Origin of the sequence: Bradyrhizobium sp. AZCC 2176, from assembly GCF_036924645.1 — a bacterium.
Taxonomy (GTDB): domain Bacteria; phylum Pseudomonadota; class Alphaproteobacteria; order Rhizobiales; family Xanthobacteraceae; genus Bradyrhizobium.
In genome coordinates, this window is the sequence record NZ_JAZHRX010000001.1 from 6,785,137 (window position 1) to 6,800,723 (window position 15,587).

At 60.4% G+C, this 15,587-nt stretch carries 16 protein-coding genes and 1 riboswitch; of the genes, 6 read left to right on the forward strand and 10 right to left on the reverse strand.

The window, feature by feature from the left end:
- Positions 1-58 precede the first annotated feature (58 nt).
- The 6 genes from V1288_RS32220 to V1288_RS32245 form a co-directional block, all read right to left on the reverse strand.
- On the reverse strand, positions 59-1,090 hold the full coding sequence (locus tag V1288_RS32220; protein ID WP_334360846.1) for an IS110 family transposase: 1,032 nt from the start codon (positions 1,088-1,090) through the stop codon (positions 59-61).
- A gap of 107 nt (positions 1,091-1,197) precedes the next feature.
- Positions 1,198-1,695: a hypothetical protein gene (locus tag V1288_RS32225; protein ID WP_334360847.1), complete on the reverse strand. Its 498-nt coding sequence runs from the start codon at positions 1,693-1,695 to the stop codon at positions 1,198-1,200.
- A gap of 298 nt (positions 1,696-1,993) precedes the next feature.
- The gene (locus V1288_RS32230; protein WP_334360848.1) at positions 1,994-2,383 is read right to left on the reverse strand and encodes a cupin domain-containing protein; all 390 of its coding nucleotides are present in this window, start codon (positions 2,381-2,383) and stop codon (positions 1,994-1,996) included.
- A 64-nt stretch (positions 2,384-2,447) separates the two neighbouring features.
- Positions 2,448-2,924, reverse strand: coding sequence for a hypothetical protein (locus tag V1288_RS32235; protein ID WP_334360849.1), 477 nt, complete (start codon positions 2,922-2,924; stop codon positions 2,448-2,450).
- 116 nt (positions 2,925-3,040) lie between these two features.
- Positions 3,041-3,883 (reverse strand): alpha/beta fold hydrolase, encoded by an 843-nt coding sequence (locus tag V1288_RS32240; protein WP_334360850.1) that lies wholly within the window; start codon positions 3,881-3,883, stop codon positions 3,041-3,043.
- Positions 3,884-4,538: 655 nt separating this feature from the next.
- Entirely contained in the window at positions 4,539-5,189 is a 651-nt protein-coding gene (locus V1288_RS32245) for a cytochrome P460 family protein (protein ID WP_334360851.1), read from the reverse strand.
- 1,201 nt (positions 5,190-6,390) lie between these two features.
- Positions 6,391-6,492: riboswitch (SAM-I-IV-variant riboswitch) on the reverse strand.
- 687 nt (positions 6,493-7,179) lie between these two features.
- Between V1288_RS32245 and V1288_RS32250 the strand changes: the two genes are divergently transcribed.
- From V1288_RS32250 to V1288_RS32260, 3 genes are read left to right on the forward strand one after another with little or no spacing between them, the layout of a single operon-like run.
- Positions 7,180-7,917 carry a hypothetical protein gene (locus tag V1288_RS32250; protein ID WP_334360852.1) on the forward strand — a complete coding sequence of 246 codons (738 nt, stop codon included), beginning with the start codon at positions 7,180-7,182 and terminating at the stop codon, positions 7,915-7,917.
- Positions 7,918-8,079 (forward strand): hypothetical protein, encoded by a 162-nt coding sequence (locus V1288_RS32255; RefSeq protein ID WP_334360853.1) that lies wholly within the window; start codon positions 7,918-7,920, stop codon positions 8,077-8,079.
- Between the two features lie 15 nt (positions 8,080-8,094).
- A complete protein-coding gene (locus tag V1288_RS32260) occupies positions 8,095-8,433 on the forward strand; it encodes a helix-turn-helix domain-containing protein (RefSeq protein ID WP_334360854.1) in 339 nt (112 codons plus the stop codon).
- On the opposite strand, the gene V1288_RS32265 is transcribed toward V1288_RS32260, so the two are convergent.
- From V1288_RS32265 to V1288_RS32280, 4 genes are all read right to left on the reverse strand, one after another.
- Complete coding sequence (locus V1288_RS32265) at positions 8,407-10,086, reverse strand: recombinase family protein (protein ID WP_334360855.1); 1,680 nt, start codon at positions 10,084-10,086, stop codon at positions 8,407-8,409. The genes V1288_RS32260 and V1288_RS32265 overlap by 27 nt on opposite strands.
- A 12-nt stretch (positions 10,087-10,098) precedes the next feature.
- A complete protein-coding gene (locus V1288_RS32270) occupies positions 10,099-10,377 on the reverse strand; it encodes a hypothetical protein (protein WP_334360856.1) in 279 nt (92 codons plus the stop codon).
- Positions 10,378-10,778: 401 nt separating this feature from the next.
- Positions 10,779-11,039: a DUF1127 domain-containing protein gene (locus tag V1288_RS32275; protein WP_334360857.1), complete on the reverse strand. Its 261-nt coding sequence runs from the start codon at positions 11,037-11,039 to the stop codon at positions 10,779-10,781.
- Positions 11,036-12,463, reverse strand: a complete 1,428-nt coding sequence (locus V1288_RS32280; RefSeq protein WP_334360858.1) for an MFS transporter — start codon at positions 12,461-12,463, stop codon at positions 11,036-11,038. Before V1288_RS32280 ends, V1288_RS32275 begins: the two co-directional genes overlap by 4 nt.
- A 249-nt stretch (positions 12,464-12,712) precedes the next feature.
- On the opposite strand from V1288_RS32280, the gene V1288_RS32285 reads away from it, so the two are divergent.
- The 3 genes from V1288_RS32285 to V1288_RS32295 all read left to right on the forward strand — a co-directional run bounded on the left by V1288_RS32285 (position 12,713) and on the right by V1288_RS32295 (position 15,581).
- Entirely contained in the window at positions 12,713-13,462 is a 750-nt protein-coding gene (locus tag V1288_RS32285) for an ArsR/SmtB family transcription factor (RefSeq protein ID WP_334360859.1), read from the forward strand.
- A gap of 903 nt (positions 13,463-14,365) precedes the next feature.
- A complete protein-coding gene (locus V1288_RS32290) occupies positions 14,366-14,965 on the forward strand; it encodes an NAD(P)/FAD-dependent oxidoreductase (RefSeq protein WP_334360860.1) in 600 nt (199 codons plus the stop codon).
- Positions 14,966-14,990: 25 nt separating this feature from the next.
- Positions 14,991-15,581, forward strand: a complete 591-nt coding sequence (locus tag V1288_RS32295; protein ID WP_334360861.1) for an NAD(P)/FAD-dependent oxidoreductase — start codon at positions 14,991-14,993, stop codon at positions 15,579-15,581.
- Positions 15,582-15,587 lie beyond the last annotated feature (6 nt).

Here is a 15,587-nt window from a genome sequence, read left to right on the forward strand (position 1 = left end):
TACGTGCTGTTCGCCCTCCCAACCTTCACATCACGCCGGCTGTCCGGCGCGATTTCGTTTATCGCGCAAGCGCGACGGGTTCTTTGTATCGCTCGCCCGTGGCCATCATGGCCCAGACCATCCGCGCGATCTTGTTAGCGAGCGCGATAGCCGCAACCTTGGTCGGCCGCCTGGCCAGCAACGCCGTGAGCCAGGGCCGATGTTTGGTGCCATGGACCTTGGCGTAGCGGATGACAGAAAGCGCGCCGGCCACGAACAGGCCGCGCAGATAGCGGTCACCTTGCTTGCTTATATTGCCGAGCCTGTTCTTGCCTCCACTGGAGTGCTGTTTCGGCACCATACCGATCCAGGCCGAGAAGTTGCGCCCTGATCGGAAGGACTTTGGATCAGCAACGGCAGCGACCAAAGCGGTGGCCAGTACCGGACCGACGCCGGGGGCTGCCTCGAGCCTCATGCTCATCTCGTTGGATCGGTGCCATGCCCTGATCAGCCGGTCGAACTCCAGTATCTGCTGCTTGTTGCTTTGCAGTTGATCCCCGAGTGCCGAAAGACACGCACGAGCTATGTCCGGAACTCGCTTGTCGTTCGGATCGGTGACGACATTGAGCAGTTCCTCGACACCGTGACGACCGACCGGCGCAACGATCCCGAACTCGGCAAGATGGGCCCGGATTGCATTAATCACCGAGGTCTGCTGGCGGACGAACAAATGGCGGGCGCGGTGCAGCACCAGACCGCTCTGCTGCTCGGCGGTCTTGGTCGGCACGAACCGCATGTTGGCCCTGGTGACCGCCTCGCAAATGGCCTCTGCGTCAGTCGCGTCATTCTTCTGCCGCTTGACGTAGGGCTTCACATAGGCCGGCGGCATCAACCGCACGGTATGACCCAGTGCCTGGAGCTCGCGCGACCAATGGTGCGCCGAGCCGCAGGCTTCGATACCGACAAGACAAGGCGACAGCTTCTGGAAGAACGTCAGGACATAGCGACGTTTCAGTTGCCGGCGAACAATCACCTGTCCGCCAGCGTCAACGCCGTGAACCTGGAAAACCGACTTGGCGATATCTAAACCGATTGTCGTCATCGTCTGCATGGCTCGCTCCTCTGAATCGTGGGAGCCTTAACAGCGCCCACACCCATGGCACCGATGTGCCGGGTGGAGGAGCCGTCCACAGCAACAACAACGGACATCGCAAACTGTTACATCTGCGCTTGAGGGGGTCGGAATTTGATGACAGCGATCAGACCAATCAGCATGAAGATGGCCAGCACAGCGGCCTGTGTGACCGCGAAGGGTGGTTCGGTCTGCATCGGAGCCAACGTATTGAGAGCCGAAACCTTCCCGAAGCTCTGCACGACCAAAACGAAGACGTTAAGATAAAGCGACACAACAGCGGTGATTATGTAGATCCAGCGCCATGCGCCTACCAGGTGCTCTTTGTACAAAGCAAACAGCGCGACGGCCAGGATCACACAAGCCACAATTCCGACACCCAAAGCCGGCGTGAAGCCGTGGATGGGAAAAAGAAATCCAGTCAAGCTGGTGAGCGCCGTTGTGAAGAGAAAAAGTGCGGTTGTGACCGGCAACGTGTTCGAGGCAAACATCCCGCCCACAACGATCAGTCCACTTCCGATTGCGACAAGGGTGATAATGACGCGCAAGATTGTGAAGGCGTCCACCGACATCCCTAGGATCATGGAAAGTCCCCGTTGTTGGCGTGCTCGCTCGTACGCCGGTGCGGCGCAGGCGCGAGATGATCGACCTGCTCGCGGTGGAGGAGCCGAAGCCTAAGCCGGCGAAGATGCGGGCGGTGTTGTACGAGACAGCGATCGACAGTTGTTCAAACGCATGCGGTCGTCTAGTTCGGCCCTAACCTAACAAGCGGTCAGTGCGCCCAGAAGGCCGGTACCCAACGAAAGAGGTCGCCAGCGACCGCCACATGGCAGGTGTTGTCCAAGCTCATGTTTGTCTCCTCGTGTACTTGGGTTGTACCAGTCACTGTGCGGGCACGAGCGCCGGGGCGCCCTTGTCCTTGATCAAGAGCACCAGGAATTTCGCCGGCTGGGTGCCGCTTGCGTTCCGGTCGACGACATGAACATCATCGGGGCCTTCATAGAAGGTCTGTCCTGGTGTCAGTGTCACCTGTTGTCCACCCTTCAGCTGCATCACGACGGAGCCCTCCAGCACGTAAACAAACGCATGTGCATTGTGTCGGTGAATAGCGCTCGACCCGCCGGGCGCATGCTCGACTGTGATCATCAGAGCTTCCCTGCCGGGATGCTCCGGAAGGTCCTTAGACATGAGTGACGTGACCTTAGGCTCCTGAGCCACCGCCGTGCGGGTCATGAGGCACAGAAGAACCAACGCAACGAGTTTGATCGTCATAGTCGCCTCTTTCGTTCGTTGCCCGGGACCGCTCGGACAGACTGGGCGTACCTCCGATGCGGGATCAGGCTGCTGCCTGTGAGCGGCGGTGCCATTCGTCGAAACCGATGCGGCCGAGGCGCGCCTCGCCCAACGGCACGAGCGAGTGCTCGTCAACCCGGCCGCCCCAGTATCGGGCATCGGGATCGCTCACGACCTCACGCGGGTCGCCAACCGCCTTCAGATAGCGGGCGATGATTTCATTGAATGGCGCTCGTTCCGGGCCGGCAATCTCCACGATGCCGCTTCGCGGCGCCGCGAGTGCCACATCGGCAACGATGGCAGCAACGAATTCCAGCACCGCCTTGTCTTCAAATGAGGGCGAATTGGCGAGGTCGATCACCACCTGCACGCCGACCAAGGCCTCTTTGAGACCCTCTCCTGTGATGGTGTTGATACCACTTTGGGGGGATGCAGCGACGACGTCGTGACCGCCCTGGCGGAGAATAGCGACGGTTTTCGAGCCGATCAGGCCGGTGCCGCCGATGACGATGATCTTCATGGCTAACCTCGCTTGTCGCAGGGACACGTGGAGATGGGAGCCCGCTCTCCTCGAAGTCCAGCCGTCAGCGCGCATTTAGGGGACGATGCGCGCTGACGCCGAACACAAGTGCGCTCCTAAGCTGCCTTCCGCTCTTCTTTCTCTGCGATAAACGCAAGTAGGTCAGCATTGACCTGATCTTGAAGGGTAGCGGTAAGGCCGTGAGGCGCACCGGGATAGTAGATTTCTTTCGCGCCTTTGATCAGCTTGGCTGATTTTTTGGCAGAGGCCTTCACTGGCACGATCTGATCATCTTCGCCGTGCATTACAAGCGTTGGCACATCGAACTTTTTGAGGTCCTCAGTGAAGTCGGTCTCGGAGAAGGCCTTGACGCTATCATAGGAATTCTTAAGACCGGACTGCATGCTCCATAGCCAGAACTGATCTAAGATCCCTTGCGAGACCTTCGCGCCCGGTCTGTTCGCGCCATAGAACGCAATCGCACCGTCCTTGTAGTACTGCGAGCGGTCTTTCATGAGTCCAGCGCGGATGCCGTCAAATACTTCCATCGGTAGCCCATCCGGATTGCCTTCGGTCTTCAACATGAGCGGCGGCACCGCGGCAATGAGGACAACTTTCTTAACGCGGTCGGTACCATGCCGTCCGATGTAGCGCGTAACTTCGCCGCCGCCTGTCGAGTGACCGACGAGTGTAACGTCACACAGATCGAGCGCTTCGATGACGGCAGCTAGATCGTCGGCGTAGCCGTTCATGTCGTTGTGGGCAGAAGCTTGGCTTGAACGGCCGTGACCCCGTCTGTCGTGCGCGATGCAGCGGTAGCCGTGCTGCACGAGGAACATCATTTGACCGTCCCAGGCATCGGAACTGAGCGGCCAACCGTGCGAGAATGTGATGACCGGGCCCGCGCCCCAGTCCTTGTAGTAGATTTGCGTGCCATCTTTGGTGGTGATCGTACTCATGACATAGGCTCCTTTCCTGCCTTTTTGAATTCTGCAAGAATGGCTTCTATCCGCGCGGCCTGGCCGGCATCACCTTCGCCGTCACGGCGAGCGCGCTCTTTTCCCTTTTGTTTGAATTTGCAAGGCTATTGTCGCAGGAACTTAGATTGCGACCGGCGTCCGGCGCCAGTGTAGAAGTTCAACGCGTCGCTCGCGCTGTCATGGGACAACACACATTGCTCTTCGTCGAAGCCGTTTTCCTCGGCGAAGTGGCTGCCTAAACGTAGGCCAACCCAAACTTTCCAAAGACATTTTCAGGGCGACATTAAACACGTTTTCAACGGGACATTCCATCAGCCATGTGAACGGCCCCATCACTTTATATTAATCGAGGGCGTCGCTCTGACAGCCGAAAACTTTCACAACGTTCATGGCGCGAATGGTCGGAGCAGTGTCGTTGAATGACGCGCTGCACGGCCCGTGGACGATCACAGCGCAGCGAAAGGTCTGACTTCCGAGCTGGGTCATTCGCGTCGGTTTGACTGGACTACGGCGGCTTCCTGTCCCGGTGAACGGCGTTCTCAGGACAGGCGGGCATGTCTCAAAGGTGCCAGGTGCGGACATCCACCATTATTCGGCGCAGTCGTTACGACCGTCCGTCAACACTATCCGATACTCACCTCTTTCCGTAATCCGTGAAAACGTAGTCGCGGTTCTGCACCACCGAGTGGCACGAGAACCCGCACTTGGCGTCGTTTTCCTGCGGCGGATTGTCCGCTGCAGTGGCGGGCTTAAACGTATCGGACGCGGCGTCATAGTTGAACTCGGCCCATCCCCATCCGCCGCTGTCCGCGAACCTCTTGCTGTCCTTCACCATGAAACCAGCGTCAAGCTGAGTACCTGGCACCGTTGGCTGACCGGGATACGTCTCTTGTATTTTCGGGCTCCAATGAATTTTCGCCATCTTGGCGCCGTCTGGGAAAGGCTTGCCATTGCCGGGCACGCCTTCCTTATAGGCGTCGATCATTACCGGATTTCCCACGATCACAGCGATCTTGCCTCCGCTCTCGCTCATCGCGATCACTGGCCAGTCCTCGTATCCCCTGAACTCAGAGAACCCGAGGCCATTCGGTACTTGCACAGTGTATTTGTCCTGCGCGGAAATTGCGACACCAGCCGCCAAAACGGCGATCGATACCGAAATACTGAGACTGATCAGCGTGTTTTTTTCATTGTCGCATCTCCTAACCCCGTTGTTGGAAATTGCGTCGTCGCATTGTTTTCTCCGAGGCTTAGGGCTGCGCTGCCCGTTGCTCACGAAGAACATGATTACAGCATGGATTTGCGCGTTGCGAAATGGGGTCCAATGCCATGTGCATAGCGGTATTTCTAAACTGTCGACGATGCCCGCTAATGGAATGCGAGTGGCCTGAATTGAAATACGGGCGCACAAAAGCAGGATGGATGAGACCCCCGCAGAGATCAGATTGGTCCAAGCGTGATCTTGAACAAGTATAACCACAATGTGCCTTAAAGCAGCGCGCTGATACCAACGGTGATTCTCGCGCCTCCCGGCCCGTCGGCTCATGTTTGCCGATGTGCCGATTTCAACACGAGCGCATCGCTGTTTTCATTTGAGGATGCCTCGCGCCGGCATAAGGCGTTCGGCTCGAACGATTTGCTGGTGCACAAACCAACGTATCGGATGCGCCGATGAGGGAACCGTTTTCCGAATGGTTATGGGCGTTATCAGGTCACGCGACATCATGCGTTCATGTGGCAGACTTTACGTAGTCGAAGAATTCCTGAAGCTGAGCGGGCCCCCTTTGCGCCGACAATATCCGCAACCGAACTCGTTACCCGACGGCGAAATCATAATTGACTGCTTTCGACGCGGGCAGTCTGCCGTCCAAACACTGCTATTGTGGCCCGCCACCCTGGGATGGAGATCTAACTGTCTTGCCAGTTTCAATATAGGGGCCTCATGGCTTAGTTGCGCTGCTTCCGCAGCCAAGGTGTTGCCCTTTAGCTCCTCAGCAATAGCCCTAACGATGTCTGTTAGTTCGTCAGTCGAGAGAAGGCCGGGTATGTACGGCGGTCTCGGAAATTCATGGGGAAACCTAGCGCGCACGAGCGCGCACAGAAGTACCCTTCCCGCCTCGCGCTCAGTGAACTGGCGAGGAGCACCCGCAAGACAACAGCACCTCCATTTTGAGTTTACCCAGTAAAAGTCGCCGCTCGCGCGCGCAGCTAAGCTTTCTCTGGTAAATTTCTCGGCATCGGTCGTGAGCGACCAGAGCAAATCCCGCTTATCATGACGAAACAAAAAAAGCGCTTCGTTTAGTTCGGTGATGCCCAGGTCCCGCTCCCACACACCAAGGAATAGCGCGTTGGGTGGAATCCGGCCTTGATGGTTTGGCGCATGGCCCCACGGATCAACGAATGATTTCTCGCTGTCTCCGGCGGAAAGCTCCGGGATATTCGACAAAAAAACCTCCATCGGTTTGACCGAGGAGGGCTGACAATCGCGCGACCCGCTTCGTTGCCGAATGGCCGCATCCCCTTGCGGAGCCACCTTGCCCGGGAACGGCAGGTTGGCGAGGGCGTCAGCCCCTCTCTTGATGCTGGCTGTCAGTATAGCAGGTTCAAACATCTTCTTCTAGGGCTGGAGTTGAGAAGCCTCGTTTGAAGCCAGCAGCACGATGCAATTCGCTCCAGGTTGGGCGAGCCAAGGCTACGGCGCAAAGCCGACCGCCCGCTGCGCCGCCACTAGAGGCCGCACGCGACCAGCCTTGCTCCACCACCACTACGTTGGACACGATCCCCGGCCGTGGCATTCGTCGGCACGTCTACGAACTCGCCTCTCGCGAATGAAGGTGGCTTGGCTCGCGGAAGCCTCCAACGCTCGTTGGGTCCTTCCCGGGCCGGGGAGGCCCCGCGGTGCCGCCGCCGCCCGAAATTTTCGCATATCCGGTCCAGCCGCAATCCGGCTTGCATTGCCGGATCAAAACCCCAGTTTTCGCAACCCCGGTTTGGCGGGTCGCCGGTGGACCTTCCTAAAGTGCGCACGCGCTGCCGCCGCAAATGGGATAGGCGTCGGAGACCGACGCCTTTATTACTGCCAATAGTTGCATTTTTTCAGCAGCGCCAACTGATGGTCAGCAATCATATTAAGTAGAAACTTTAGTGCGATCATAAGGTGCAACAATCACTTAGCTCTTTTTAAAGCTGCGCTTGCGTCGTCAAGGTTTGCTTACAAGCGTTTCTAGGGATATTTGACGTGACGCACACAGATTGTCACAGAACGGTGGTGCGTCATGGAAGAAAGATTCTGGTTTACGCCGATCGCATACTCAGCGTTCGGAGTGCTCACGGCCCAGTCCAAGACCAACGTCGACAAAATCCGGTCTCGAGGGCAGTACACACCGATCACCGATGTTCCGCGGCCTGTTGCTGATCGTCCTTGGCGAGATCACATTTTTCTGCCGGCGGATGCCATCATCTGGGTCGCGATCGATCTGCTGCGTCAGCAAGGGATCACGCGGAATGCTTTGAAGGCATCGCTGCGCGACATTCAATTGTACGCAATATCGGCCTTCAACGCTCTCGACGACGACAAGGAAGCGATGCTCGCGCTCACCCATGACGGCCGGCGCTATGCTGTCGCCTGCGCGTGTAGCGGTGCCGACGCAGTCAAGCTCACCATCGAGCGCTTCGCCGATCTCGGCGTCAGCGACATCTCAAAGCTGCGCTCCTTCTGCGTGTCCCTTCGCGCCGCTTATGAGATCGTTTCGCTACGCGCCCGCGCCAATAGCATCCCGTTTCCGCGCCGGGTATGGCCGACACCCGGTGAGCTTGGTGCCGGCGCTAGTCTGCCCACGCAGGGTGTCGCGCCGCGCCGATCATCGATCATCAAGGCGTGGTTAGCCGGGTGCGCCGGGCGGACAGAAGGCGTCAGAAGCGCCACGTCTCAACCTTCTCACAAGGGGTTCGTATCCATGCCTCCAGGACCGGGCCGACCGACTTGCAAAAAGCCGCTGAGCCAAACGGAATGAGTGGAGCGCGGTGATGGCGAGGCTGACGCGAAACAGGCAGCGGCGCAGCGCTTCGAGATCGCGCACAAGTTCAACAGCGGTCGACGCTCTCGGAAGATCGCCGAGTTGCAGGGCGCCGGCCTGCCGCCAGCAAGCGTGGTGATCAAGAACGTCATGGGTTAGTAGGAGTTCGTGGACATGGCCAACGTGATGACCGACGTGCACGAGGCGAAAGCGCCAGCAGGGGGAAACGCGCGGGGGAATGGTCGCAAGCCGAGAGGCGCCCCGGAAGACAACGGGCGAATTCAGGTCACTGACAAGCTCGCCTTCACGATCCAGGAAGCCGCGATCATCTGTTCGCTGGGGCAGACCAAGATTTACGAGGCGATCAAGGACAAGCTGTTGAAGGCGCGGAAATATGGCACGCGCACCGTCATCCTGCGGGCTGATCTCGAAGCTTTCTTGGAGAGTCTGCCGCTCATTTCGAAAGATAACCCCTCGGGCTCACCCTCAATCGGGTTTCGAACTGAAAAATGACGAAATATCAGCTGCATAAGTGCTTAGTTTGGCGCTCTCCGAGCGCCACTTCGGTACAAAACTGGGCACTCCAAAACCTGCCGATTTTGCGCTTGAAGCCGCGACCAACGTGCGCAGGAGCACGCTTTTCGACCCCATGATGCGAACCTCTTTCGCGTCCACTTCGATGCGCTGGGCCAGGGCGCGGAGGTGGTCGCGGCGGCAGCCGCCCGATTCGGTCCGCATGCGCCTGCGCGCCTGGCTGGCGAAGGTATTGAGTGCCTGCGGCGTGATGCTCGGCCCCGCCCGATCCAGCGCGCCCTCGGCCCGCTCTGCGTCGGCGCGGGCCTGATCGCGGATCGACTTCAGCTCGGTCACGCGCTCCTTGAGCATCGGGTCGGACACATCGGCGATTCCGTTTTCGATCGCATCGTACAATCGCTTGAGTTTGGCTTCTGCTTCGGCTGCGCGCTTGCGCAATTCGGCGATATGCGTCGTTCGACGCTCGGCGCGCTCTTTCCGGCGATGGAGGACGGTCGATAGGATTTGCTCGAGGCGTTTGGGTTGCAAAAGTCGCTGCTCGATGTGGTCGGCAACGAGGCTGTCCAGCTTCTCCATGGGAACGGTCTGCCCCTTGCAGCCAGTCTCACCTTGCCGGGCCTTGGTGCAGCAAGTGTAATACCTGTACCTCCCGCTCTTCCCGGTCCTCAGTGTCATCGCGCCACCGCAGGCAGCGCAAAAGCAGATGCCGGTAAGGAGGGTCGGGCCGCTGACGACGCGCGGCGCGCTCAGTGCGGGGCTGCGCGTCTTGAGCAACGTCTGTACCGCCTCAAATTCGGCGACCTCGATGATCGGCGGCACCGCCATTTCGACCACCTCGGCCTCCGGTTTGCGTTCGCGGGTCTTCCAATATTTGGTGTTGAAGCGGTGGCGGCCGGTGTACGTCGTACGCGTCAGCACCTTGTGCACGGCGTCAATGCCCCAGCGTCCACCGTCACGCGTTCGGATGCCGGCTTCGTTCAAGTGTTTGGCAATTGACTTGACGCCCATCGCCCCCGATGAACCGTTTCCCTCGCGGGCCAGCCGGAAGATCAGCCGCACGGTTTCGGCCTGGATCGGATCAATCTCTAATGTCTTCTTGATGCGGTGGCCGCGCTGCTCGGCGGCTTCCACGATGCGGTAACCAATCGGCGGCAGCGCGCCGTTCCAGAAGCCTTGCCGTGCATTCTCCTTCATCGCCCGCAGCGTATGCTTGGCGTTCTCCTTGGACTGATATTCGTCGAACAGCGCCATGATCTGGCGGATCATGTTGCTCATCGGATCGTCGCCGAGTTCTTGGGTGATCGACACCAGACGCACGCCGTTCTTGGCAAGCCGACGAACGTAAAACTCAAGCTGGAACTGATCGCGGAAGAAGCGGCTGAAGCTGTGGACCAGCACCACGTCGAACGCCGGCGGCTTGGTGGTCGCGGCGTCGATCATGCGCTGGAACTCTGGCCGCCGATCGTCGGTGGCGGACGCACCGGGCTCGACATAATCGGCGACGATCTCCCAGCCGCGCGACGCGCAATAGCCCTTCGCCTGGCGTCGCTGATCCGGGATCGAGAGATCGCTATCGGCTTGCCGTCCCGTCGAGACCCGCAGGTAGAGAGCAGCCCGAACCGTTGCAGCCATGGTGATGTCCCCTCAGTCCTTTCCAAACAACTCGTCGAACAGATCACCGAACCAAGCTTCGAAGACATCGATCTCCGTTTCGGTCACCGGTACGTCTTCCGGCCAGTCATCCGTCACCGTCAATGTCGTCCGATCGCGCTTCGCCCGTCGACGGCCAGGACGGACGGGCGCGGCCACATAGTCATAGAGATCGTCGAATAGCACGCCGCCCGGCGCATGCCGTGGTCGCGATTTTTGCGAGGAAGCCATGGCGCCACTGTGGCAATCTTGGCTGATCCACTGAACGGCCAAAGTCCACGCCACATCACGCTGCCGTGCTCCGACCCCGCGCTTCTCTTGCAGCGTGAGCGCAATCGCTCACAGCAAGCCATGATCGCATGGCAGCAAAGAGCCGGGCCAGCGGAGCACAGTCAAGGCCGCAAGCCGGCGGAGCCGGTCGCGCGCAGCGCGAGCCTTGACGGTGCGCCGTTGGTCCGGCAGCGGGCTCCCATGCGATCTTGGCCGGACGTCCCGCCGAGTACGCGCAACAAAACGCTACGCTGCGAACGATGGCGCTCGGAACGTTGATTTTGAATGCTTTCTCGGTTCGAGCGGCACCAGGCGGCTTCATATGGTGCCGCTGCAGTGCCATCCAAAACAGTGTCCAGACAAACACTTACGACCCCCGACGGCACGGAGCGACATCGTCGCTTTTATCTTGCCGTCGCCATCAATCTCGCCAATCGCGAGGGGGGCCGCCAGAACGGCTGGCGCACCTCGTGGTTGACGACGCCGGGATCGATGCAGAGGTCGCGCAGCGTCCGCTCGTCGCACTTCGCGAGCTCGCGGCGTCCCACGTGGCGGCGGCGCCACTCGCGCAGCGTCGCGACGATCAAGCCCAGGGTCAGGCTCCAGCTCGCGCGCGGTGCCACCACCGGTGCAAGGCCTGAAGACCCGGCCTTGTTGCCCCTCACCGCGGTTCCCTCGCGCGGCCATAGGAGATCGCGATCGCGCCTGCGAGCAGCACGGCGGCCGAAATCACAAGCGAGGCATGCGCGCCCGCAATGAACTCGTTGCCCCCTCCGACCAGCGAGCCGAACAGGGCAACGCCAAGCACGCTGCCGGTCTGCCGCGTCGCGTTCAGCACACCCGCGGCGATGCCAGATCGCGACTTATCTACACTGCCGAGCAGCGTCGAGGTCAAGGGCGGCACTAGCAGGCCGAGCCCGCCGCCAAGGACGAGGAGCTGAGCGCCGATCGCCCAGTAGCTCGTGTCTGAGGCCATGGGCAGCAGCGCAACGCAGCCCACGGCCGTGATCACCGAAGCCAGCGCGATGGTTTGCGGCGCGCCGAGGCGTTCGCTGACCGACGCGGCGACGAGGTTGGCGGGCAGCACCATGGCCATCATGGGCACGAAGGCGAGGCCCGTTGCGAACGGCGACCAGCCACGGATATTCTGAAAATAGAGGCTGAGCACGAAGATCAGGCCGTAGAAGGCGATGTTGAAGAGAACCCCGACCAGCGCGGTGAGCGCGAACATGCGATGGGCAAACAGCGAGAGCGGGAGCATCGGTTGTGGCGCGCGAGCCTCGCGCCACACGAACAGGAATCCGACCACGGCCGCTGCCGCGAAACCCACGATGACGAGCGGATGGCTCCAGCCGAGCCTGCCGCCCTCGATCAGGGCGCCGGCCAGCGTGCCGAGCGCTGTGATCGCCGCGGTCTGGCCCGGCAGATCGATTTCGCGCTGTGAGAGCCGCGGCGTCTCCTCGGCATAACGCCAGGCGAGCCAGAGGCCGGCGGCGCCGATCGGCAGGTTGACCAGAAAGATCGAGCGCCAGCCAACCAGCGCGATCAGCACGCCGCCGACGAACGGCCCTGCGGTGAGTGCGACGCTCGCGCCTGCTGCCCAGAAGCCGACCGCGCGGCCGCGCTCCTTCGGATCGGCATAGGCGTGATTGAGCAGCGTCAGCGAGTTCGGCACCAGGATCGCCGCCGCCAGGCCCTGCACGGACCGCGCGACGATCAGGAACACCGCCGACGGCGCCAGCGCGCAGGCGAGCGACGCCAACGTGAAGATCGCAAAGCCCGCCATGAAAATCCGTTTGGCGCCGAGGCGGTCGCCGAGCGCGCCGGCGGTCAAAATGAAGGCGGCAAACGCGATGGTATAGGCGGTCACGACCCATTGCAGCTCGGCGACGCTACCGCCGAGCGAGGCGCCGATGCTGCTCAGGGCGGTATTGACGATGGTGATGTCGAGCTGCACCACGCCAAGGCCGAGGCTCATGGCGGCAAGCGCCAGCGCCGTCGCGAGCGGCGAACGGGATGACGTGTTGTCGGAGTGGGCTTGTTCCGGCCGCCCCGCGAATGCGCGAATGTTGGGCGAAGTTGTTTGCATGGGTCATCCTCAGTTATCTGCGGGAATTTTGCGGCTCAGATAGGCCCGATTTTGCGATTATCCTTCGATATCAATCGAATTGTCGAAGCGCGGGATGATCTTTCGCTTCATGGCGGCGCTTACTTTCGCGGGGCACATCGGTGTCTGCGCAATCTATGTTCCGCGATCGGACCAGTCTCGCGGAACTGCTACCGTCCTGGCCGTAGTATTTGTGCTTGGCGGTGCGTTCTCATCGGCGTAGGAGGAGACATGGACACGGGACCCAAAATCGCCCAGGTCGCGGCACTCGTCGGCGATCCGGCGCGCGCCAACATGCTTAGCGCGCTGATGGATGGCCGAACGTTGACCGCCACGGAACTCGCCTATGTGTCCGGCGTGGCGCCGCAGACAGCGAGTGGCCATCTTGCGAGACTCAGGGACGCCGGATTGCTAGCGCTCGAAAGGCAGGGCCGACGACGATATTTTCGTCTGGCCTCTCCGCTCGTCGCGCGCATGCTGGAAGGTCTCATGGTCTTGGCGCAGGAAGGCCCCGCCCGGCAGCGCAATCTCTGGCGTGGCGGAGAGACGCTCCGACACGCGCGTACGTGCTATGACCACATGGCCGGCCGCATTGCCGTCGCGATCGCCGACCGGCTGGCCCAACAGTCGTTTATTCTCCTCGACGAGGATGGCGGACAACTAACCGATGCCGGTCGGTCGTTCTTCGATGAGGTCGGCGTCGATCTTCGCCTCACCTCCAAGCGCCGAGTGTTCTGCCGACCCTGTCTCGACTGGAGCGAGCGCCGGCCGCATCTGGCCGGGGCGGTCGGTGCTGCCATTCTTCGACACGCTCTCGATCACGATTGGGTCGAGCATGTCCGGGATAGCCGCGCGCTCGTCGTGACCCCTGTTGGTGTTAGTGGACTCGCCACAACCTTCGGCATCGAGGGCGCACCCCCGACGGACGGCCGCGAAGGGCGGGTTGCATCATGTGGCGTGCCGAGCGGGAAGTTTGTCTAAGACCGCGAAGATGTCCGAAGGCTTGGGCCGCCGTAGGCGTAGCGCGAATTCGCAGGTCGTCGCGGTATTGCCGATTGGAGCGCGTGGCAGGCTCCGGCATCATAGCGCCACGGCGAAGCAGTAGTGCCCATCTTCATCGGCCGTGGCGCGCCATTTGGCTAAAGCGAAGGCCTCGCCAGCGTGTGCGGCTTCAAGCAGGATTCGGCAGCCACGCCGCGTCCGCTCGGGCTCCCCAACCAAAAATATCGAAAACAACCCCATGCAAAGTAGCAGGCAGTCGCCGGCCCGACGGTTGGGACCAATGCTTGACACGTCGGGCAAATCGGCGGCACTCCTTCATCATCGCACAATCCGTCAAACGCCCGTGGGCACGCAATAGCGCGCGCCGTTCGGCGTGATTTTGCCATGGCGGCCACTGTGGCAAGCTTGGCCGATCCACTGAACGGCCGAATTCCACGCCACATCACGCTGCCGTGCTCCGATCTCGCGCTTCCCTTGCGGCGTGAGCGCAATCGCTCACAGCAAGCCATGCGATCATGGCCGGACATCCTGCCGAGCCCGCGCAACAAGACGCTACGCTGCGAACGATGGCGTTCGGAACGTTGATTTTGAATGCTTTCTCGGTTCGAGCGGCACCAGGCCGCTTCATACGGTGCCACTGCAGTGCCATCCCAAACAACGTGCAGACAAACACTTACGACCCCCGACGGCCCGGAGCGACATCGTCGCTTTTATCTTGCCGTCCAAACCAGCCAATCAGCCGCGGATATTCTGTCGTGTTCGCTATCGTCGTTCTTTCCGTTCGCTACTCAAATCCATTCTGCCGTTCGCTGTAACCTTTCTCTGCGAGAGTTTTGTCTGATAGACTTCTTTATTTCGTCCTTGAGTTTCGTTGAGGTTGCGATGATCAGCAAAGCGGATGTTGTCGTTGTTGGTTCAGGCGGCCTTGGGGCCGCTACCGCGTATTATCTCGCCAAGCGCGGCGGGCTCAGCGTCGCCCTGCTCGACAAACACGATATTGGCTCGCAGACGTCACCCCGCGCTGCTGGCATGGTGAGCTGCGTACGGAAGGGCGACCTCATGATCAAATTGATCAAGGACGCCTGCCGAAAGATCGAGAGCTTCACCGAGGAAACGGGACAACCGCTGGATTGGGTTCACTCAGGCAGCTTGAAAATCGCTCGACGGCCCCAAGATGCCGATGTCATCGCGGCCGATCTGCAACGGGGGAAGCGCATGGGTCTTGATGTCGAGCAGATTTCGCCTGACGCCGCCTGTCGCCTCAATCCATTCCTAAAGTCATCCGGCGTCGTAACGGCGCTGCGAATCGGCGATCGATATTTCGATCCCGCGCAAGTTGCCGTTGGATTCGCGCGCGGAGCCGAGGCCAAAGGCGCCATCTTGCTGCCGAAAACCGATGTAACCGAAGTCACCATTGAAGGTGGAAAGGTCACTGGTATCCAAACCCGCAAGGGTCCCGATTCAAGCACCCGTCGTTGTTGATGCCGCTGGCGCGTGGACGCGGCAGGTGGCTGAGGCAAGCGATATCCGCGTCCCGCTCGTGCCCACTCGTCAGCAACTGATCGTGACCGAAGCCTTGGAGGGCGCCAGGGCGGACCTGCCGATGGTGCGAATAATGGATGCGGCAGTCTACGTCCGGCCCTGTCAGAGAGGTTTCTTGTGGGGGGTCTACGAGGAGGAACCCCGTTTCTTTGATATGAAGGTTCTCGGTCCGGCCTTTGACGTCAAGGATATGCCACTTGACGTCGAGGTGCTGCGGCGTGCCGCAGAGGAGGTCAAGGCGCAGTTGCCTTTTCTGCAGACGGCGAAGACGCGCGAATTCCGCGGCGGCATACCGACGATGACAGCAGATGGCCATCATATTCTAGGCCCTGCGCTGGCGGCGAAGGGGTTCTTCTTTGCCAGCGGCTGCAACGTGGCCGGTCTTTCGATTTCGCCGACAATCGGCGAGGCACTCGCGGCCTGGATTGTTGATGGACAGCCGCCAATCGACCTCTCGCCAATGTCCCCTGCAAGATTCAGTGACGAGAATTGGTCGGAAGAACAGCTCAAGCGAGAGGCTGCATGGCAGTATCGCCATTTCTATGGTGCGGTCTGATATCTT